This is a genomic window from Sphingobium sp. EP60837, assembly GCF_001658005.1.
Classification (GTDB): domain Bacteria; phylum Pseudomonadota; class Alphaproteobacteria; order Sphingomonadales; family Sphingomonadaceae; genus Sphingobium; species Sphingobium tyrosinilyticum.
Window position 1 is genome coordinate 925,069 of the sequence record NZ_CP015986.1, and the last position, 20,814, is coordinate 945,882.

General features: G+C 62.8%; 21 protein-coding genes. 11 read left to right on the top strand and 10 right to left on the bottom strand.

The annotated features are described in order from the left end of the window. Positions 1-14: 14 nt before the first annotated feature. The 4 genes from EP837_RS04460 to thiS form a co-directional block, all read right to left on the bottom strand. Positions 15-455, bottom strand: a complete 441-nt coding sequence (locus tag EP837_RS04460) for an HIT family protein (protein ID WP_066524784.1) — start codon at positions 453-455, stop codon at positions 15-17. 11 nt (positions 456-466) lie between these two features. Continuing rightward, positions 467-1,102 carry a CoA transferase subunit B gene (locus EP837_RS04465; protein WP_066524787.1) on the bottom strand — a complete coding sequence of 212 codons (636 nt, stop codon included), beginning with the start codon at positions 1,100-1,102 and terminating at the stop codon, positions 467-469. Continuing rightward, positions 1,102-1,812, bottom strand: coding sequence for a CoA transferase subunit A (locus EP837_RS04470; RefSeq protein ID WP_066524790.1), 711 nt, complete (start codon positions 1,810-1,812; stop codon positions 1,102-1,104). Before EP837_RS04470 ends, EP837_RS04465 begins: the two co-directional genes overlap by 1 nt. Positions 1,813-1,991: 179 nt before the next feature. After that, positions 1,992-2,993 carry a sulfur carrier protein ThiS gene (thiS, locus tag EP837_RS04475; protein WP_082919542.1) on the bottom strand — a complete coding sequence of 334 codons (1,002 nt, stop codon included), beginning with the start codon at positions 2,991-2,993 and terminating at the stop codon, positions 1,992-1,994. A gap of 113 nt (positions 2,994-3,106) precedes the next feature. Between thiS and aroQ the strand changes: the two genes are divergently transcribed. The 4 genes from aroQ (at position 3,107) to arsC (ending at position 5,833) form a co-directional block, all read left to right on the top strand. After that, positions 3,107-3,547 carry a type II 3-dehydroquinate dehydratase gene (aroQ, locus tag EP837_RS04480; RefSeq protein ID WP_066524793.1) on the top strand — a complete coding sequence of 147 codons (441 nt, stop codon included), beginning with the start codon at positions 3,107-3,109 and terminating at the stop codon, positions 3,545-3,547. Positions 3,548-3,643: 96 nt separating this feature from the next. Beyond that, entirely contained in the window at positions 3,644-4,120 is a 477-nt protein-coding gene (accB, locus tag EP837_RS04485) for an acetyl-CoA carboxylase biotin carboxyl carrier protein (RefSeq protein ID WP_066524795.1), read from the top strand. Between the two features lie 13 nt (positions 4,121-4,133). Further along, complete coding sequence (accC, locus tag EP837_RS04490; RefSeq protein ID WP_066524798.1) at positions 4,134-5,486, top strand: acetyl-CoA carboxylase biotin carboxylase subunit; 1,353 nt, start codon at positions 4,134-4,136, stop codon at positions 5,484-5,486. Beyond that, positions 5,483-5,833, top strand: a complete 351-nt coding sequence (gene arsC / locus EP837_RS04495) for an arsenate reductase (glutaredoxin) (protein ID WP_225870573.1) — start codon at positions 5,483-5,485, stop codon at positions 5,831-5,833. Before accC ends, arsC begins: the two co-directional genes overlap by 4 nt. Before the next feature lie 91 nt (positions 5,834-5,924). Here the strand turns inward: arsC and EP837_RS04500 are convergent, their stop codons facing one another. After that, entirely contained in the window at positions 5,925-6,677 is a 753-nt protein-coding gene (locus EP837_RS04500) for an energy transducer TonB (protein WP_066524803.1), read from the bottom strand. Between the two features lie 39 nt (positions 6,678-6,716). Beyond that, positions 6,717-7,007, bottom strand: coding sequence for a hypothetical protein (locus EP837_RS04505; RefSeq protein ID WP_066524804.1), 291 nt, complete (start codon positions 7,005-7,007; stop codon positions 6,717-6,719). A 132-nt stretch (positions 7,008-7,139) separates the two neighbouring features. Here EP837_RS04505 and polA point away from each other — a divergent pair, with 132 nt between their 5' ends. After that, the gene (gene polA, locus EP837_RS04510; protein WP_066524805.1) at positions 7,140-9,926 is read left to right on the top strand and encodes a DNA polymerase I; all 2,787 of its coding nucleotides are present in this window, start codon (positions 7,140-7,142) and stop codon (positions 9,924-9,926) included. A 105-nt stretch (positions 9,927-10,031) separates the two neighbouring features. Here polA and EP837_RS04515 read toward each other — a convergent pair whose 3' ends face one another. The 3 genes from EP837_RS04515 to EP837_RS04525 all read right to left on the bottom strand — a co-directional run bounded on the left by EP837_RS04515 (position 10,032) and on the right by EP837_RS04525 (position 12,587). Continuing rightward, entirely contained in the window at positions 10,032-11,489 is a 1,458-nt protein-coding gene (locus tag EP837_RS04515) for a mannose-1-phosphate guanylyltransferase/mannose-6-phosphate isomerase (RefSeq protein WP_066524806.1), read from the bottom strand. Between the two features lie 94 nt (positions 11,490-11,583). Beyond that, positions 11,584-11,874, bottom strand: coding sequence for a TFIIB-type zinc ribbon-containing protein (locus EP837_RS04520; protein WP_066528694.1), 291 nt, complete (start codon positions 11,872-11,874; stop codon positions 11,584-11,586). Between the two features lie 2 nt (positions 11,875-11,876). Next, on the bottom strand, positions 11,877-12,587 hold the full coding sequence (locus tag EP837_RS04525) for a Bax inhibitor-1/YccA family protein (RefSeq protein WP_066528696.1): 711 nt from the start codon (positions 12,585-12,587) through the stop codon (positions 11,877-11,879). A 317-nt stretch (positions 12,588-12,904) separates the two neighbouring features. Between EP837_RS04525 and cysS the strand changes: the two genes are divergently transcribed. From cysS to EP837_RS04550, 5 genes are all read left to right on the top strand, one after another. After that, positions 12,905-14,422: a cysteine--tRNA ligase gene (cysS, locus tag EP837_RS04530; RefSeq protein ID WP_066524817.1), complete on the top strand. Its 1,518-nt coding sequence runs from the start codon at positions 12,905-12,907 to the stop codon at positions 14,420-14,422. Between the two features lie 107 nt (positions 14,423-14,529). Further along, complete coding sequence (locus tag EP837_RS04535) at positions 14,530-14,883, top strand: Rap1a/Tai family immunity protein (RefSeq protein ID WP_197486309.1); 354 nt, start codon at positions 14,530-14,532, stop codon at positions 14,881-14,883. A gap of 103 nt (positions 14,884-14,986) precedes the next feature. After that, the gene (locus tag EP837_RS04540) at positions 14,987-16,357 is read left to right on the top strand and encodes a class II 3-deoxy-7-phosphoheptulonate synthase (RefSeq protein WP_066524818.1); all 1,371 of its coding nucleotides are present in this window, start codon (positions 14,987-14,989) and stop codon (positions 16,355-16,357) included. A gap of 240 nt (positions 16,358-16,597) precedes the next feature. After that, positions 16,598-17,323 carry a cupin domain-containing protein gene (locus EP837_RS04545; protein WP_066524823.1) on the top strand — a complete coding sequence of 242 codons (726 nt, stop codon included), beginning with the start codon at positions 16,598-16,600 and terminating at the stop codon, positions 17,321-17,323. Positions 17,324-17,440: 117 nt separating this feature from the next. Then, a complete protein-coding gene (locus EP837_RS04550) occupies positions 17,441-18,190 on the top strand; it encodes a ParA family protein (RefSeq protein WP_066524824.1) in 750 nt (249 codons plus the stop codon). 171 nt (positions 18,191-18,361) lie between these two features. Here EP837_RS04550 and EP837_RS04555 read toward each other — a convergent pair whose 3' ends face one another. Continuing rightward, on the bottom strand, positions 18,362-20,083 hold the full coding sequence (locus EP837_RS04555) for a fatty acyl-AMP ligase (RefSeq protein ID WP_197486329.1): 1,722 nt from the start codon (positions 20,081-20,083) through the stop codon (positions 18,362-18,364). A 200-nt stretch (positions 20,084-20,283) separates the two neighbouring features. On the opposite strand from EP837_RS04555, the gene EP837_RS04560 reads away from it, so the two are divergent. Then, a complete protein-coding gene (locus EP837_RS04560; RefSeq protein WP_066524826.1) occupies positions 20,284-20,805 on the top strand; it encodes a regulatory protein RecX in 522 nt (173 codons plus the stop codon). The last annotated feature ends 9 nt before the right edge of the window (positions 20,806-20,814 follow it).

Consider the following 20,814-nt stretch of genomic DNA (forward strand, 5'->3'; position numbering starts at 1 on the left):
ATGAAACCAACAGTCTAGAACTGCGCACGAATCTCTTCCGCCAGCGCTTCAAGCGCCGCCGCGTCGGCGAAATTGCCCTGTGCATGGGCGGAAAAGCCGGTCGGCCCACCTACCCATCGCGGCACGATATGGAAATGCAGATGATAGACGGTCTGCCCGGCCGGTGCGCCATTAAATTGCGCGACATGGATACCGTCCGGGTTCAACGCCTTGCGCGTGGCGATGGCAACTTTCTTTACCGTCGCCATCACTTGGGCCAGCGCCTCATCCTCAACCTCCAGGATGTTGCGCGCCTTGGACCATTTGGAAATGACCAGGCTGTGCCCCTTCGACTGCGGCTGGATGTCGAGGAAGGCATAGCTATGCTCATCCTCATAAAGCTTCGTCGAAGGGATCTTGCCCTGAAGGATCAGCGCGAAGGCGTTGGCTTCGTCATAGGTGCCGTCAAGGCTCATGCCACTATTCCTCAGCTCACATATTGAGCTGTGGTTTTAGCGGCGACTTCCTCCGCCGTCACGCCCGGCGCGAGTTCAATGAGCTTGAAGGAGCTGTCATGATCGGGCCGCTGGAAAACGCAAAGATCGGTGACGATCATATCGACCACATTCCTGCCGGTCAGCGGCAAGGTGCAGGCAGGGATGAATTTGGGGCTGCCGTCCTTCGACACATGCTCCATGACGACGATGATCTTCTTGACGCCCGCGACCAGGTCCATCGCGCCTCCCATGCCCTTGATCATCTTGCCGGGGATCATCCAATTGGCAATGTCGCCATTTTCCGCGACCTCCATCGCGCCCAGCACGGTCAGATCTATATGCCCGCCGCGGATCATCGCGAAACTGTCGGCGCTCGAGAAGAAGACGGTGTTGGGCAGCTCGCTGATCGTCTGCTTGCCCGCATTGATGAGGTCGGCATCCTCCTCGCCCTCATAGGGAAAGGGGCCGATGCCGAGCATGCCGTTCTCCGACTGCAGCGTCACCTCGACCCCGGCTGGAATGTGGTTCGCCACCAGCGTCGGAATACCGATGCCGAGGTTCACATAAAAGCCGTCCTTCAGCTCCTTCGCCGCGCGCGCGGCCATCTGGTCACGGGTCCAGGCCATTATGCTGTCTCCCTCTGGCGCACGGTGCGAAATTCGATCTTCTTGTCATAGGGCGCGCCGATGATCATGCGCTTCACATAGATGCCGGGCAGGTGGATGCTGTCAGGGTCCAGGCTACCCACAGGCACCACTTCCTCCACCTCTGCCACGCAGATCTTGGCGGCAGTCGCCATCGGCGCGTTGAAGTTGCGCGCGGTCTTGCGGAAGATTAAATTGCCGCTCTCGTCCGCCTTCCAGCCCTTGATGATGGCAACGTCGGCGAAGATCCCGCGCTCAAGAATATATTCCTGGCCGTCGAAGACCTTGACTTCCTTGCCCTCGGCCACCGCCGTGCCCACGCCGGTCTTGGTATAGAAACCGGGAATGCCCGCCCCGCCAGCGCGGCAGCGTTCAGCCAGCGTCCCCTGGGGTGAAAACTCCACCTCCAGTTCGCCAGCCAGATATTGCCGCTCGAACTCCTTGTTCTCGCCGACATAGGAGGAGATCATCTTCTTGACCTGCCGCGTGCGCAGGAGCTTGCCCAGCCCCTCGCCGTCGATTCCGGCATTGTTCGACGCGATGGTCAGGTCCTTGACCCCTGAATCCCGGATCGCATCGATCAGCCGCTCGGGGATCCCGCACAGGCCAAAACCGCCAGCGCAAAGGTGCATGCCGTCGAAAAGAAGGCCCTCCAACGCAGATGCAGCATCGGGATAGAGCTTCTTCACCATCGCACTTCTCCTCCTGAACCCCGGCTAGGCCATAAGAGGAAGCCGCCGCAGCGTCAATTTGCTGCGGCGGCGAAAGTGATAGGGATCTGCAAACATTCGTTCGCTTCGAGCGCAGTCGAGAAGCGGAAAGCGCAGCTATGGCGTCTCTCGACTGCGCTCGAAACGAACGGCAGTTTTGTTCAGATCAACCCAGCCAGCGGACTTGAAGGATCGGCGTACATACGCTTACCCATCCGCCCGGCGCGATAGGCCATCCGTCCGGCCTCGACGCCTGCCTTCATGGCCGCCGCCATCAACACTGGGTCCTTCGCCTCGGCAATAGCGGTATTCATGAGGACGCCGGTGCAACCCAGCTCCATGGCTTGCGCCGCCTCCGACGCGGTGCCGACGCCCGCATCGACCAGCACCGGCAGCTTGGTCCCTTCCACGATCAGCCGGATCGTCACGCGATTCTGGATACCCAGGCCAGATCCGATCGGCGCGCCCAGCGGCATGATCGCCACCGCGCCCACGTCCTCCAGCCGCTTGGCCGCGATCGGGTCATCGACGCAATAGACCATCGGCTTGAAACCTTCCTTGGCCAATATCTCCGTCGCCCGCAGGGTTTCCACCATGTCGGGATAAAGCGTCCGCGCCTCGCCCAACACCTCCAGCTTCACGAGGTCCCAGCCCCCCGCCTCGCGCGCCAGCCGAAGCGTCCGGATCGCTTCCTCGCCAGTATAGCAGCCCGCCGTATTAGGCAGATAAGTGATCTTCCTAGGATCGATGAAATCGGTCAGCATCGGGGCCTTGGGGTCCGACACATTCACGCGCCGCACCGCCACGGTAACGATCTCCGCCCCCGACGCTTCGACAGCCGCCGCATTCTGCTCGAAATTCTTGTATTTCCCCGTGCCGACGATCAGGCGCGACCGGAAGGTCTTGCCCGCAACCGTCCAGCTGTCGTCATCGACGGCCGACACGTCGCCGCCGCCGACAAAGTGCACGATCTCCAGTTCGTCGCCATCTTCAACCAACACCTGCGTCAGCGTCGATCGGGGGACGACCTCCAGGTTGCGCTCCACCGCGACCTTTTCAGGAACGAAGCCCAACTCGCTCGCCAGTTCCGCCAGCGTGATGCCCGCGCGCACCCTGCGATGCTCGCCGTTGATGTGGATGGATAGGGTGCCGTCGATGTGCAATGCTCTGTTCCCAGAAAGAAGGTGTCTCGACTTGGCGCGACACGAAAGGCTAAAGGTCACCGCGCATATAGGGGCCGCCACGGCCCCGCCGCAACATGCTTAGGGGAAATGCCATGGCCGACGCGCGGAAAATCTATGTGTTGAACGGCCCGAACCTCAACATGCTGGGCACGCGTGAGCCCGAAATCTACGGCTATGACACGCTGGACGACATTGCCGAACGGATGGAGGATGCGGCTGGCCGCGCCCATGTGGAGATCGACTTCCGCCAGTCCAACCATGAAGGCCATCTGATCGATTGGCTTCAGGAGGCGCATGCCGAAGGGGCCCATGCCGTCCTCATCAATCCAGGCGGTCTCACCCACACCTCCATCGCGCTGCACGACGCCATCAAGGGCATCAGCGTGCCGGTGATCGAAGTGCACCTGTCCAACCCCCACGCGCGCGAGCCTTTCCGTCACAAAAGTTATGTGGGCCTGGCCGCGAAGGGAACGGTGGCGGGCTTTGGCCCAATGTCCTATATGCTCGCGCTCGAAGCCGCGCTCGAACTGTAGGCGTCCAAGCATTTCGGCGCTCAAAAGTTGCGCTTGGACCCAAATGCGCATAGGCGCGGGCAACAGTAACGATAATTCACCGTCCAGGGACTTCAAATGAACGACAAGGCTGAAAAGGGCGCAATGCAGGTGGACGTCCAGTTGGTGCGGGATCTTGCCGCTTTGCTCGACGACACCAACCTGACGGAAATTGAGGTGGAGGACGGCGATCGCAAGATCCGCGTCGCTCGCAAAGCTGGCGGCGGCAACGCCATCGCCTACGCGCCCGCGCCCTTGGCAGCGGCCCCCGTCGCTGCCGCCGCTCCTGCCGCAGCGGCGCCAGCCGAACCCGCCGCTGGCGCCAATGCCGTCCGCTCGCCGATCGTCGGTACTGCCTATCTCGCGGCAGAACCGGGTGCTGCGCCCTTCGCTCCGATCGGTTCGACCGTGAAGGCGGGCGACACCGTGCTGATCGTGGAAGCCATGAAGGTCATGAACGCCATCACCGCGCCCAACGCGGGCACGGTCAAGGCCGTGCTGGTCGATAACGGCCAGCCGGTCGAATATGACCAGCCGCTGATCGTCATCGAATAAGGCCGCGCAACACATGGCCATCGAAAAGCTGCTGATCGCGAACCGCGGCGAAATCGCGCTCCGCATCCATCGCGCCTGCCATGAAATGGGCATCAAGACGGTGGCGGTCCATTCGACCGCCGACGCCGACGCCATGCATGTGCGCCTTGCCGACGAAGCGATCTGCATCGGGCCGCCCGCGGCCAAGGACAGCTATCTCAACATCGCCGCGATCATCTCCGCCGCTGAAATCTCCGGTGCGGACGCAATCCATCCCGGCTATGGCTTCCTGTCGGAAAACGCCCAGTTCGCGGAAATCGTGGAGGCACATAACCTCGCCTTCGTGGGGCCGAAGCCCGAACATATCCGCATCATGGGCGACAAGGTCGAGGCGAAGCGGACCGCAGGCGCGCTCGGCCTGCCGCTGGTTCCCGGCTCCGACGGCGCGCTCTCCAGCGTCGAGGAAGCACGCGAAGTCGCCGCGAAGATCGGCTACCCGGTGCTGATTAAGGCCGCTTCGGGCGGCGGCGGTCGCGGCATGAAGGTCGTACCGAACGAAGACCAGCTCGAAACGTTGATGAAGCAGGCGGGGTCAGAGGCGAAGGCCGCCTTCGGCGACGACACTGTTTACATGGAAAAATATCTGGGCAACCCCCGGCATATCGAATTCCAGGTCTTCGGCGACGGCAATGGCAATGCCATCCATCTGGGCGAGCGCGACTGCTCGCTCCAGCGCCGCCACCAGAAGGTGCTGGAGGAAGCGCCCTCCCCCGTCCTTTCGACCGCCGAGCGCGACCGGATGGGCGAAGTCGTCCGCAAGGCGATGGCTGACATGGGCTATCGCGGCGCGGGCACGATCGAGTTCCTGTGGGAAAACGGCGAATTTTACTTCATCGAGATGAACACTCGCCTGCAGGTGGAGCATCCGGTGACGGAGATGATTACCGGCGTCGATCTCGTCCGCGAGCAGATCCGCGTCGCCGAGGGCAAGCCCTTGTCCGTCGAGCAGCAGGACATCGAATTCCACGGCCACGCCATCGAATGCCGCATCAATGCCGAGGACCCGCGCACCTTTGCGCCGTCACCGGGCACCGTCACCAGCTATCATGTACCGGGCGGCATGCATGTCCGCGTCGATAGCGGCCTTTATCAGGGCTATAAGGTGCCGCCCTATTATGACAGCATGATCGGCAAGCTGATCGTCTATGGCCGCACCCGCGAAGGCGCGATCATGCGCCTGCGCCGCGCGCTGGAGGAATATGTGATCGAGGGCATGAAGACCACGATCCCGCTCCACCAGAAGCTGCTGAAGGACCCCGAGTTCCTGAAGGGCGACTACACGATCAAATGGCTGGAAGAGTGGTTGGCAAAGGACGACGCCGCGTGACGAAGGCGACCATCTGGCACAATCCCCGTTGCTCCAAGTCGCGGGCCGCGCTCGCGATACTGGAAGGCACGCCGGGGGTGGATGTCGAGGTCGTCGAATATCTCAAGACCCCGCCCAGCCGCGCCCAAATTGAAACGGTGCTGGCCAAGGCGGGCGTCCGCCCTTCCGAAGCCCTCCGCAAGGGTGAAGGCTTCGTCAAGGAAATCAGCCTCGACGTCAACGACGACAAGGCTGTGCTGGACGCCATGGCCGCGCACCCGATCCTAATCGAGCGCGCCATCGTCATCACCGAAAAAGGCGCGGTAATCGCCCGCCCACCCGAACGTGCGAGCGAGGTTCTCAACTAAGAGCCGTCACCCCGGACTCGATCCGGGGCTGCGGCCATCTGTGTAGAAACCCGATGCCGGATCAGGTCCAGAATTACCCGCCCATATGGCATTACCGCACCCGCCAGCGATAATCCTCTTCCCGCACTTCGGTCACCGCATATCCATCCGGGTCTCGCGCAGGTCGGAAACGGTAGCGCTCCATGATGATGCGGCAAGTCATCGCGTCCACCTCGGCATAGCCGCTCTTTTCGATGATCTCACACTGATCGACATGGCCTGATGGGCCGATGGCGTAGCGGACGCCGATCTTTACCCGGCCCGCTCCACGCAGCCAGTCCGGAAAATCCGAATTCCGAAATCGGCCGCCGGTCTGCCTCGCCCGCGAGAATGCTCCGCCGTCGCCAGCGCCAGTGCCAGTCCCAGCGCCCGTACCATCGCCGCTGCCCCCCGACCCACTGCCGCTTCCCGCACCTCCCCCACCCGAGCCCAAGCCATCGACCGCTCCAGCGGGCGGGGCTGCGGCGGGCGAAGCGGGGGCCGGCACAACTATAACGGGAACAGGCGCAACAAGCGGCAGTCTCGCCACATCCTCCTCAGTAGCCCGAGGGCGAGGGGCAGGCGTAGCGCCTCCTTCACGACTGGTTTCACGGACTTTTGCCGGTTTAACGGGCTCAGGCTTTTCTTCAACCAGCGGCTTGAGATCGAACAGCGTCAACCGCGCATCATCCACCGCCCGCAACAAAGGCGTGGCGCGCAGCCCCATTATAAGCGCGTAGCCGATGACGAGATTGACAATGAGCGCCGCGAGCGCCGGAGCGATCTTTCCCCGCCCCGGCCATCGCTGCGCCCAATTGCTTCTCATCTCGGAAAGGTCCGTGCGCCTGGCACGGCGGCCTGTCGCTTAACGGTAAACGCGGTTGCCGTTGCGATCGATATAATATTCGCGTCCACGGCTGTCGCGATGCCACCTGCGTTCGCCGTCCGACGTCGCTACGCCTACAGCCGCACCACCCGCAGCACCGATGGCCGCGCCTTCGGCAACGCCCAGGCCAGGGACGATGGCCCCGGCAACTGCACCGCCGACCGCGCCGATCCCGGCGCCGCGCAAGCCATCACGCGTCGTCTCACGCGAACAACCGCCAACACTGGCAGCAGCCGCCAGACCTGCAACAAGCAAAACTACATTCTTCATGATCCGTCTCCACATTGGTGACTTATGAAACGACAGAGACGCCGATTGGTTCGATTATCATTTCACGGGCACCGGGCGGCCGGACAAAGACCACACTGGAGCGCTTCGGGATAACTCGCTATCCCCTCGCCCATGCCTCAGAATCATCTCTACCTTGTCGATGGCAGCGGCTATATTTTCCGCGCCTATCACCAGCTTCCCCCGCTCACCAACAAGCATGGCCAGCCCGTGGGCGCGGTCTATGGCTATACCACCATGCTCTGGAAGCTGGCCGAGGAACTGGGCAAGGCGGAAGGCCCTACCCATCTCGCAGTGGTGCTGGACAAGGGCAGCCACACCTTCCGCAATGACATGTACGACCAGTATAAGGCGAACCGCCCACCCGCGCCGGAGGACCTGGTCCCGCAATTCCCGATGATCCGCGACGCGACCCGCGCCTTCTCCCTCCCCTGTATCGAGGAAGCGGGGTTCGAGGCCGACGACATCATCGCCAGCTATACCAAGGCCGCCGTAGCGGCGGGCTGGCACGTCACCATCGTCAGCTCCGACAAAGACCTGATGCAGCTCATCCAGCCCGGCGTCGATATGTACGACACGATGAAGAATGAGCGGCGCGGCGCCGACTATGTCATGACCAAGTTCGGCGTGCCGCCGCAGCAATTGGGCGACGTCTTGGCCCTCATGGGCGATAGCGTCGATAACGTCCCCGGCGTGCCCGGCATCGGCCCCAAGACCGCGGCCAAGCTCATTACCGAATATGGCAACCTGGAAGCGGCGCTCGAAGCCGCGCCCGCCATGAAGAAATCGAAGATGCAGGAAAATCTGATCGAGCATGCCGACATGGCGCGCCTGTCACGCAAGCTGGTGGCGCTTCACGATGGCATGGACCTGCCCGAGCCGCTGGAGGAGTTGACGCTCAAGGGCATCCCGCCCGAACCGCTGCAGAATTTCCTCGAACATCATGGCTTCAAGTCGCTGTTGACCCGCCTCGGCGCGCCCGCTGCGGCCGTGGCAATCGCCACCGCAGCCGCCGCGGTTACGGAGGTCACGCCGCCCTCGGCCCCCGTTCTCGAAGAAGAGCCGCCCATAGACCGTAGCCTCTACGAAACGGTGGTGACGGAAGAATCGCTCGACCGCTGGATCGCCGCCGCCCATGCCCAGGGCCATGTCGCCGTCGATACCGAAACGGACATGCTGAATTGCGTATCCTGCGCGCTGGTGGGGATCAGCCTCGCCGTTGGGCCGAACGCCGCCTGCTATATCCCGGTAGGCCATGGCGGAAAGGACATGTTCGCGGAAAAGCCGGAACAGCTTCCCCTCCCCCTCGTCCTCGCCAAGCTGAAGCCGCTTCTCGAAGACGACAGCGTCCTCAAGATCGGCCAGAATCTGAAATATGATCTGACGGTCATGCGCCGCCACGGCATCGAAATCGCACCCTATGACGACACCATCGTCATGAGCTTTGACCTCGACGCTGGCCAAAGCCTCGCAGGCCACGGCATGGACGAAGCAGCGAAGGTCCACCTCAACCACATTTGCATCAGCTTCAAGGACGTCTGCGGCACCGGCAAGAACCAGATCAGCTTCGCCGAAGTCCCGCTCGACAAGGCCACCGAATATGCCGCCGAGGATGCGGACGTGACGCTGCGCCTGTGGAAGCTGTTCAAAAACCGGGTCGCCAATGAAGGCGCCACCCGCGTCTATGAACTGGTCGATCGCCCGCTTGTCTCCGTGATCGCCAGGATGGAGCATGAAGGCATCAAGGTCGATCGCGAAGCCCTGTCCCGCCTCTCCGCCGAATTCACAGCTGAAATCGCCAAGCTGGAAGGTGAAATACACGGCTTGGCGGGCCAACCCTTCGCCATCGGCTCGACCCAGCAGCTGGGCGCGATCCTGTTCGACAAGATGGGGTATAAGGGCGGAAAGAAGGGCAAATCCGGCGCTTACTCGACCGACGTCACCATCCTGGAACAGCTGAAGGCGCAGGGCGCGGAGATCGCCGGAAAAATTCTAGACTGGCGCCAGCTCTCGAAGCTCAAATCCACCTATACCGACGCGCTGCAAGCCCAGATCAACAAGGACAGCAGCCGCGTCCACACCAGCTACTCGCTCTCAGGCGCGCAGACCGGCCGCTTGTCCTCGACCGACCCCAATCTGCAGAATATCCCAATCCGCACCGAAGTCGGCCGCCAAATCCGCCACGCCTTCGTTGCCGAGCCCGGCAATGTCATCCTGGCGGCGGACTATAGCCAGATCGAACTGCGCCTTGCCGCGCACATCGCCGACGTTCCCGCACTGCGCGACGCATTCCTGGCAGGCGAGGACATTCACGCCGCCACCGCCCAGCAATTGTTCGGCGAGGTGAACCGCGACACCCGTGGCCGCGCCAAGACGATCAACTTCGCCATCCTTTACGGCATTTCCCGCTGGGGTCTCGCCGGGCGGCTGGAGATCAGCGCCGACGAAGCGCAGGACATGATCAGCCGCTATTATGAGCGCTTCCCCGGCATCAGCCTCTATATCACCGAAACGCTCGAAAAGGCCCGCGCACGGGGCTACACCGAAACGCTGTTCGGCCGGAAAACTTGGTTCCCGCGCATCAAGGCGCCGGTCCAGCATGAGCGCCAGGGCGCCGAGCGCGCCGCGATCAACGCCCCGATCCAGGGCACCAGCGCCGACATCATTAAGCGCGCCATGGCCCGCATGGGGCCAGCCTTGGCCGCCGAAGGGCTGCACGATGTGAAGATGCTGCTTCAGGTCCATGACGAACTGGTCTTCGAACTGCCCGAAAGCCGGGTTGAACAAGCCAGCGCCATCATCCGCCGCGTCATGGAAAGGGCCGCCGAACCGATCGTGAAATTGAGCGTGCCGCTAGGCGTGGATATCGGCCACGGCCTGAGCTGGGGGGCGGCGCACTGACCGACAATCGTCATCCCAGCGCAAGCTGGGATCCCGGGCGGCAGGTAGCTTCACCATCCCAGCGTTGGCTTCGCCGCCCTTCGGGTCGCTGGGATGGCGACACTCTTAATTCCGCGCGTATCTGTCCTCATAACGGACGATATCGTCCTCACCCACATAGGACCCGGTCTGCACCTCGATGAACACCATCGGGATACGCCCCGGATTTTCTATCCGGTGCACCGCTCCCACCGGAACATAGACGGACTGGTTCTCGGACAGCAGTTGGACCTCCTCGCCCACGGTCACTTTCGCCGTGCCCTCGACGACGATCCAATGCTCCGAACGATGAAAATGGCTCTGCAGGCTGAGCGATGCGCCGGGGAGCACGGTGATCCGCTTCACCTGAAAGCGCGATCCCACGACCAGACTTTCATACCATCCCCAAGGCCGGTGATCCTTCGGAAACGCTTCCGCCTGTGAAGCGCCCTTGCGCTGCAATGCCTCGACCACAAGCTTCACATCTTGTGTGCGCGATTTGTCAGCGATCAGCACCGCATCATTCATCGCGACAGCCACGATGTTGTTGAGGCCGAGACCGACAATCTCAAGCCCCTCGCTCTCCGACCGCAGCAATGTATCGCGGCAATCGATGGCCGTCGCCGAACCGGACAGGGCGACCCCCTCCTCGTCCGGCTGCGAATGGCTCCACACCGCGTCCCAGCCGCCCAGGTCAGACCATTCCGAGTCATAGGGCACGACGGACAGATTTTCCGCCCGCTCCATGATCGCATAGTCGATCGCGATATTGTCCGCCTGGCTCCACGGCTCGGCGGCAAGCCGCAGGAAGCCCAGGTCGCTTTCGGCCTGCTCCACCGCCGCCCGCACCGCCGCAAATATGGCGGGGGCGTGACGCTCAAACGCGGCAACCAGATCCTTTGCTGCAAACAGGAAGATGCCCGCATTCCACAGATAATTGCCCGTCGCGAGCATCTCCTCTGCGCGCGCCGCGTTGGGCTTCTCAACAAAGCTCGCCAGCTTGATCGGCTGGCCGGACCCATCGGGCTTTGCTGCCGCCTCCAGATAGCCATAGCCCGTTTCCGGCCGCGTCGGGCGGATGCCGAACGTCACGAGATCGCCGTCGCGCGCCGCCGTCAGCCCCTTGCCCACCGCGGCATGAAAAGCCGCCACATCCGGCACGACATGGTCAGACGGCGCAACCAGCATGACCGCGTCCGGGTCGCTCGTCAGCAGGTGCAGCGCCGCCGCCAATATGGCGGGCGCAGTGTTGCGCCCTTCAGGCTCGATCAGGATCGCCGCCGGATCGATATTCTCCAGCGCCAATTGCTCGGCGATGATGAAGCGGAACAGCGAATTGGTCAGCACCAACGGCCGGGCGAAAGCGAATTGCTCGCTCTCCCCCGACAACCGCCGGGCGGCCGAACGGAACAGAGTTGTCTCGCCCAGCAGCGGCACAAACTGCTTGGGATAGGATTTTCGTGACAAAGGCCACAACCGCGTGCCCGAACCTCCAGCCAGAATGACCGGAGTAATTTGGAAAGTATCGGCGCTGGAAATCGACATAGCCCTGTTCGTGCAATGGAAACTGACGAACCTCTAGCCGCCCGCCGCACATAGCTCCAACATAAAAAAGGACGGCGCGATGGCCGTCCTTCCTTTAATCGAACAGCTCCTCCAGGAAGCTCTTCTTGCGCTTCTTCTGATAATAGGGACCATCGTCACGATAATCACGATCCGGCCGATAGTGCGGCTGCTGCTGGGCTGGCGGGGCGGCAGGCGCTGCTCCCTGCGCCGACCGCTCGATGATCTTGTCCAGTTCACCCCGGTCCAGCCACACGCCGCGGCACTGCGGGCAAAAGTCGATCTCGACCCCCTGCCGGTCGGTCATGGAAAGTCCGACATGACAGACCGGGCAGAGCATGGCCGACACGGCTTCAGGCGTGCGCATCATTATTCCCGATCGCCAGTCAGGCTGAGCAGCATCTGGAACAGGTTGACGAAGTTCAGATACAGCGACAGCGCGCCCATCACCTGCATCTTCTGCGCCACCTCATGACCGGCATAGTGGAAATAATCCGACTTGATGCGCTGCACGTCCCAGGCAGTCAGGCCGGTGAAGACCACGACGCCAATGATCGAAATCACCATCTGCATGGCCGAAGAGCCGATGAAGATGTTGATGAGGCTGGCGACCAGGATACCGATCAGGCCCATGATCAGGAACGAGCCCATCTTCGACAGGTCACGCCCGGTGGTGTAGCCCCACAGCGCCATCGCCAGGAACATGACCGAGGCCGAGAAGAATGCCTGGGCGATGCTGCCGCCGGTAAAGACCAGGAAGATGCTGGCCAGCGACACGCCCATGACGACCGAGAAAGCCCAGAAGGCCATCCGCGCGCCCGCAGTCGTCATCTTTTCGATGCGGAAGCTGAAGAAGAACACAAAGGCCAGCGGCGCAAAGATCGCCACCCACTTCAGCGGCGTGCCGAAGATCGCGGCGGCTAGTACGGGCGTATTGCCGATAAAGGCGGCGACGAGGCCGGTAATGACCAGGCCGATGCCCATGTTGCGGAAGACGCCCAGCATGTGACTGCGCAGCCCGGCGTCATATTGCGCCGCCTGCGTCGTCCCATAATTCGGTGTACGAACGGGATTGTTCACGGCGTTGAAACTCCATCCTTCAAAACAGATTGCTTGGATCGAGTGGCCCGGCGCGGTCTTCGTGAGGCTTTTGAGGGGGGCGCAAAAGCCCACGAACCTGCACCGAGCGCACTCGATGCGGTCCGACATCACGACCAGCTCCCCGCAGGAAGCCAGCCGCCAGAGGGGCCCGGCCCGCACAAGCAATATCGGTAAGGAAACGCCTCAGCGCAAGTGATCGGCCCATCAGCAACAATTTGTTACAAAGGCGGAGGACAGGCCTCGACAAGATCACCCACGGTTGACGCCCGCCCCGAACCGCCGCATGGCTGCGCCTCATGAGCGACCAGTTCACCCCCGCCGAGCAGCACGCCGACGCTCCCCTGCGCCTCTTCAACAGCCTGACCCGCGCTGTCGAACCCTTCGCCCCCATTCAGGCGAACCACGCGCGCGTCTATAGCTGCGGCCCTACGGTCTATAACTACGCCCATCTCGGCAATCTGCGCGCCTATGTCTTCACCGACACGCTGCGCCGCACGCTGTTGTGGAAGGGCCTGGACGTCACCCACATCATCAACATCACCGATGTCGGCCATCTCACCAGCGACGCCGACGCAGGCGATGACAAGATGGAGGCCGCCGCCCGCGCCCAGGCAAAGAGCATCTGGGACATAGCCGCGCATTACACGGACGCCTTCAAGCAGAATATCGCAGACCTCAACGTCATCGCGCCCAGTGAGTGGACCGTCGCCACCGACTATGTCCCGCAGATGATCGAATTCGCGAAGAAGATCGCACCCGCGCATTGCTACGAACTCGACACCGGCCTCTATTTCGACAGCAGCACCGTGCCCGACTATGGCGCACTGGCGGGAGGCCGCGACGATGCTGCCCATGCCCGCATTGATCCGGTCGCAGGCAAGCGCAACCCGTCCGACTTCGCGATCTGGCGCAAATCCCCGCCCGGCGAGCAGCGCCAGATGGAATGGGACTCCCCCTGGGGCAAGGGCGCACCCGGCTGGCACCTCGAATGCTCGGTGATGAGCGAGGCGCGGCTCGGCCATCCGTTTGACATCCACACCGGCGGCATCGACCATCGCGAAATTCACCACCCGAACGAGATCGCGCAGAATCAGGCCTATTGCGGCTGCAACGACGCGCAGCCCGGCTTCACCGGCGCCCGCTGGTGGATGCACAACAACTTCCTGGTCGATCGCCAGGGCAAGATGAGCAAGTCGAAGGGCGGCTTCACCACCCTCTTCTCCTTGATCGACGCGGGCGTGCACCCGCTCGCCTACCGTCTGCTATGCCTCGGCGCTCATTATCGCAGCGAACTGGAGTTCAGCGGCGAAAGCGTCGCCGCTGCGCTTACGCGCCTCAAACGCCTCGTCATGGGCGTCGAGAACCTCAAGAGCCGCGCTGAAGGCGTCACCTGGCAATCACCGCGTCTCGACTATTTACGCGCCAACCTGCACCCCAAGTTGGCGCCGCTACTGGAGCAATTCGACGCCGCGCTCAGCGACGACCTCATGACGCCCCGCGCATTGCCGCTACTTGAAGAGACGATCGCGCTCAAGAAGGTGCCCGTCGATGAGAAACTCTGCCTGATCGCCGCCTTCGACCAGGCGTTGGGCCTCAATCTGCTGACGCTCAGCCGCGCCGACTTGCGGCTCCAGCCCAAGGATGTTCAGATCACTCCGGACGAGATCGAGGCGGAACTCGACCGCCGCCAGACCGCCCGTGCCGAAAAGGACTTCACGCTGTCCGACGAGATCAGGGACGGCCTGATCGGACGCGGCGTGGAGGTGATGGACGGCGATCCTCTGCGCTGGGACTGGCGCTTGAATATAGGGTAAAAGCCTTATTTACCAAACCGTTACGCCTTCGTCATAATAAGCCGAACCGTGCCGCCGCTGCGCCGGTTCCGCTGGACAGCAGATCGCGAAGGGCGCACCTTCTGCCCATGAAATGGCACATCTTGGCGATCATGAGCGGCCTCGCCGCGGCGGCGCCGCCCCCAGCCAGGACGCAGGTCTTCATGTTCGAAACCGGCACGACCCTGCTCACCAAATGCCGTAACAAAGCGCCGGAATATGCGCTCGCCTGCACGGCCTACATCGTCGGCGCGGTGGACGGCATAAAGAAAGACGTCTTCATCGGCCGAACCCACGCGAATTGCTGGCCCGACCAGATGCAGGCCGAAGACGTGCGGCGCATCGTCGTCGCCTATCTGGAACGCTATCCTGACCAGCGCAAGGCGCCTGCCTCGGTACTTGTCAGCGTCGCGCTGAACGGCCGTTACCCCTGCGAGAAGTAAGCCTGTCCTCGCAGCACCCACGCTCCCGCAGCTATAAACTTGCTTTAACCCCTTCATCAGCGTAGGGGCGGCCCCTATTTTTACATCTTTTGGGAGACTCACTGTGGCGGCGAAGTGGACGCCGGAAAGCTGGCGGGAGCATAAGGGCATTCAGATGCCCGTCTATCGTGACGCGGAGGCGCTCGCCGCCGTGGAGGCGCAGCTCAGCCAGTTTCCCCCGCTCGTCTTTGCCGGCGAAGCGCGCAACCTGAAGCACGACCTCGCCAAGGTCACCAATGGCGAGGCTTTCCTGCTGCAGGGCGGCGATTGTGCCGAGAGCTTCGCGGAGTTCCACCCGAACAACATCCGCGACACCTTCCGCGTGCTGCTCCAGATGGCGGTGGTCCTTACATTCGCGTCCAAGCTGCCGATCGTGAAGGTCGGCCGCATGGCGGGCCAGTTCGCCAAGCCGCGCTCGGCCGACACCGAAACGATCGGCGGCGTGGAACTGCCCAGCTATCGCGGCGACAATGTCAACGACATTGCCTTCACGCCCGAAGCGCGGGAGCCTGACGCGCAGCGCATGGTCCGGGCCTACAACCAGTCAGCCGCGACGCTGAACCTGGTGCGCGCTTTCTCGACCGGCGGTTACGCCAGCCTGGATCGGGTGCATGGCTGGATGCTCGATTTCATGGGCCGCAGCCCTTGGGCCGCGAAGTTCGAAGCCATGGCGGATCAGATCGGCCAGGCGCTCGACTTCATGCGCGCCTGCGGTCTGTCGCCCGAAACCGTGCCGCAGCTCGGCGGAACCAGCTTCTACACCAGCCATGAAGCGCTGCTGCTCCCCTATGAGCAGGCGCTGACCCGGCAGGATTCACTGACCGGCGACTGGTATGACACGTCCGCGCACATGCTTTGGATCGGCGACCGCACGCGGTTCGAAGGCTCGGCGCATATCGAATATCTGCGCGGCATCGGCAATCCGATCGGCATGAAGTGCGGCCCGAGCCTTGAGCCCGACGCCCTCATCCGCCTGCTCGACATCTTGAACCCCTCGCGCGAGGCGGGCCGCATCACGCTCATCACGCGCTACGGTCATGACAAGATCGAGGCGGGCCTGCCCAAGCTGGTCCGCGCGGTGCTGCGCGAAGGCCATCCGGTGGTCTGGTCCTGCGACCCCATGCACGGCAATGTCATCAAGGCGGCCAATGGCTACAAAACCCGCCCGTTCGACCGCATCCTGGCCGAAGTGCGCGGCTTCTTCGCCGTGCACCGTGCCGAAGGCAGCTTCGGCGGCGGCATCCATGCCGAAATGACCGGCCAGAATGTGACGGAATGCACCGGCGGCGCCATCGCCATCACCGATGAGGGCCTAGCCGACCGCTACCACACCCATTGCGACCCGCGCCTCAACGCGGCGCAGAGCCTCGAACTCGCCTTCCTGCTTGCGGAAATGCTGAACGAGGAACTGAAGGAACGCCGCGTCGCGGCCTGATCCTTCGCAACGGTCATAGACAATCCCGCCGCGTGAATGGCTCGCGGCGGGATTTTTTATGGCATGATCGCCTGCGCACCCGCTTTGTTTGAGCGGATTATTTCGCCCCCATAATCCTATCCTTTCTTCCAATCAGACCAAGCTCATCTCCGTTCGGGCTGAGCTTGTCGAAGCCCTCCGCTTTCTTCAGGAGGCGCACTTCGACAGGCGCAGCCGGCGTGGAGGGAAGAAGGACCACTCATGACCCAAGCCATGGCCATCGAAACCCGCAGCTTCTACGATCTGCGCGCTTTTGCCCGCGCCGCCGCAATCCCATCCGAAGCATATGGCGACCCCTTCCTGACCAGCCGCGCCGCTCTCGGCCTTCCCGAAGGTGCAGTCTCGATCTACCTCATCGCCCTCCCCCAGGGCCGCGGCCGGGTGCAAAGCCTGCCCGATGACGAGTTCCTCATCCTTCTCGACGGCACGCTCACCCTCGAAACCGCGGAGGGCGCCACGCAGCTTTCCACCAATCAGAGCGCCGTCATCACAAAGGGCACTGGCTTCACCTGGTCCTCGCGGGAAGGCGCACGACTGATCGCGATGCGCCGCAACGGCAGCCCGGAGGCCCCGCCCGCCATCATTCTCATCGATGAAGACGCCCCGCTCGAATCCTCGGGCACGCCCCTCGCCGAACTGCTGGTCGGCCCGACGCCTAGCTGCCGCAACTTCACCGATTATCGGTCAGCAGACGGCGAATTCGTCTGCGGCACCTGGGATTCCACGCCCTATCACCGCCTCTCCATGGCCTATCGCCACTATGAACTTATGTACCTGCTCGAAGGCAACGTGACCTTCATTGATGGCGCAGGCCGCGAGGGCACTTTCCGCAAGGGCGATATCTTCCTGGTGGAGCAGGGCGCGCATTGCAGCTGGGACAGCCGCGAGCATGTGAAGAAAGTCTATGCCATTTACCGGCCCATCTGACGGGTACGGTCCCGACGGGCTGCGCAAATACCCCCCCTTTGCGCAGCCCGTCACAAGGGCGTAACAATGCTGTGATTGGGTCCTTGCTTTTGCGGTGCAGCAATATAGCCTCCGCATATGGCAAAGGATCCGGCATTGGCGACCATCGCCGTTTACAGCCTCAAAGGGGGCGTGGGTAAAACCACCTTCGCGATCAATCTGGCCTGGGCGTCCGCCTGCATTTCGAAAAGGCGGACGCTCCTCTGGGATCTTGATCCGCAGGCCGCGTCCAGCTGGCTTATCTCCACCGACAGCAAAAGCCGCGACGCCGCGCAGGCGATCTTCAGCAAGGATGTCGAAGTCCGCAAGCTGATCCAGCCATCGACCGTTCAGGGCCTGGACCTGATCGCCGCCGACACTTCCCTGCGCAGCCTCGATCATCTGTTTCGGGAAATGGACAAGAAGAAGCGGCTCGCCAAACTGATCGAGACTGTCGGCAAGGATTACGACCGCATCATCCTGGATTGCCCGCCCGGCCTCACCGAAACCAGCGAGCAAGTGCTGCGCGCCGCCGACATGATCGTGATCCCGGTCATCCCCTCCCCACTGGCTCAGCGCGCGATGGGAGAGGTCGCCCGCTATCTCGTCCAGCGGGGCGGCAGCCATCCGCCGATCATGCCCGTCTATTCCATGGTCGATCGCCGCCGCGCCCTCCACCGCGCCGCGATAGAAGCACAGCCCGCATGGCCTGCCATCCCCATGGCCAGCGCGGTCGAACAAATGGCCGTCCGCCGCAAACCACTAGGCGCCTTCGCCGCCACTTCTCCACCGGCACAAGCGTTCGGCAATCTATGGACGGGGATCGAACGCCAGGTGCAGAGCCGCTAGGTTCCAACGCCCTTCGTTCGCACACGCCTTCCCGTTTCGAGCGAAGTCGAGAAACATGGCGCAGCCTGCTCTAAAAGACGCAAAGCAAACCGCATCACCCCACAGCCCTGAGCCACGCCACGCCAATCCGGCATGACGAGCACAGCGGCCGTAAAGTGACCCGTCGCTATCTCAGGCAGCGATGTCGTAAGGCCGAATTTCGCCCGTCAGATAAAGGTTGCGCGCCTTCGACCGGCTGAGCTTGCCCGAACTGGTGCGCGGCAGCGTGCGCGGCGGCACCAGTTCGACGACGCAGTTCATGCCGGTGATCGCCCGGACCCGCTCGCGAATCTGGTCGCGCAGCCGCGTGCGCTCATCATTGTCGGACGTGCGGCAATGCACCAGCACGGCGGGCGCTTCCTCGCCACCCGGCGTGGTGATGGCGAAGGCGGCGATGTCGCCCTGCTTGAAGCCCGGCAGTTGCTCCACCGCCCATTCGATATCCTGCGGCCAGTGATTCTTGCCGTTGATGATGATCATGTCCTTGGCGCGGCCGACGATGTAGAGATAGCCATCGCTAAGATAGCCCATGTCGCCCGTGTCCAGCCAACCGTCGAGCATGCAGGCGTCGGTCGCCTCCTGATCTCGGAAATAGCCGACCATCAGGCTTGGGCCGGTCGTCCAAACCTTGCCAATCTGCCGCTCGCCCAGCACGCCGCCATCCTCGTCGCGGATTTCCACGATCATGTCGCGCGCGGGCTTCCCGCAATTGACGATCGAGCGGAAGCGCTGTGGACGGCCCTCGGTCGCGTCGCCGCCCGACAGGTCGGTTTCTTCGACCAACTCGACGATGATGCCCTCGCCCGGCGGCATGATGGTGACGGCCAGCGTCGCTTCGGCCAGGCCATAGCTCGGCAGGAACGCCTTGGGTGAAAAGCCCGCATCGGCGAACGCATCGACAAAGCTCTGCATCACGTCCGGCCGGATCATGTCCGCGCCATTGCCCGCCAAGCGCCAGCGCGACAGGTCGAAGCGATCCGCTGCCTTGGTCTGGCTCGACATGCGGCGTGCGCAAATGTCGTAACCAAAGGTCGGCGAATAGCTGATAGAGGTCCCCTCGTTACGGCTGATCAGGTCCAGCCACGCCAGCGGACGGCGGGCGAAATCCTCGGTCTTCATATAGTCGGTCGATACCTGGTTGGCGACGACCGAGAGGAAGCAGCCCACCAGACCCATGTCATGATACCAGGGCAGCCAGCTGATGCAGCGGTCGCTATCCTGAACCTCCATACCATGGCTATGCGCGGCGAGATTGCTCAGCAGCGCGTGATGCGTCACCGCCACACCATGGGGGAAGCGGGTCGAACCGCTGGAATATTGAAGATAGGCGATTTCCTCGCCCTTCGCCTGCGGCAGTTCGCAGGGCACGACGTCTCGCGCGATGAAATCCTCAAAAGCGATGCTCTCGACCGCCTTTTGCCGCCCGGATTCCCCCGCCATCTCTTCCAGTTCCTTCGGGAAGAGGAAAAGCATCGGGTCACAGCTCGACAGCTGGACGTTGAGCTGATCGATATAGCTTTCCTTGCCGCCAAAGCTGGTCGGCAGCGGCAGCGGCACCGGCCAGGCGCCCGCATAGATGATGCCAAAGAAGAGCTGCGCGAAATCCACGCCGGTCTCGGCGACCAGCGCCACGCGATCTTCCGGCTTCACCCCATGGGCGATCAGTCGATGAGCGCAGGCGACCGCATCATCCCGCAGTTCGGAAAAAGGATAGGGCCGCGACAGATTACCGCGAGCATCATGGAAATTCAGCCCCCGCTGTCCCCGCGCCGCGTAATCAAGTGCCTCGCCCAGCGTCTCGAAATCAGAGAAGCGGCGCGGAAGGGCGTCATTTGTCGGCGTCGGTGCCATCATGCTTTGCGAACCCGTCATATTGGTGTCACCCAATGTCAATCTTGTCATCCGGGCGGCCCGCTATCATCTTTGAAGCGAGGATGCACCGGATATTGCATTCCAGCGTCGTCTTCTACAGCATAAGGCGCGGTAAAATTCCGGCCCCACTGTGGCATAATCAAGGCGCGCGCTGCATAAGCATTGCCCATGAAGGCGCTGACATGACCGGCAAACGTCCCCGCCCGCCGCTCGACGGCGACAGCCTGCGCGAACTTGCGCTGCGCTATGTCGGCCGTTTCGCCACCAGCCGGGCGAAGCTGCTCGCCTATCTCAACCGCAAGCTGCAAGAGCGCGGCTGGGGCGGCGAGGACCCGCCACAGCCCGACCTGCTCGTCGATCGGCTGGCCGAGCTACGCTATGTCGATGACCGCAGCTTCGCGGTCATGAAAAGCGCATCGCTCGCCCGCCGCGGTTATGGCTCCCGTCGCGTCGCGGAAACCCTACGCGCGGACGGCATAGCCGAAACCGACCGCGAAGAGGCCGACGCCCATACGCAAAGCGAGGCATGGACCACCGCAGATCGCTTCGCCCGCCGCAAGCGGCTCGGCCCCTACGCTCAGACTCGCCCCGACCCCAAGCTGCGCGAAAAATGGATCGCCGCCTTCCTCCGCGCCGGTCACAGCTACGACATAGCGCGCCGCTGGACCGACGCCGCCCCGGGCGAACCGCCAGAACCCGACTAAATCCTCCCC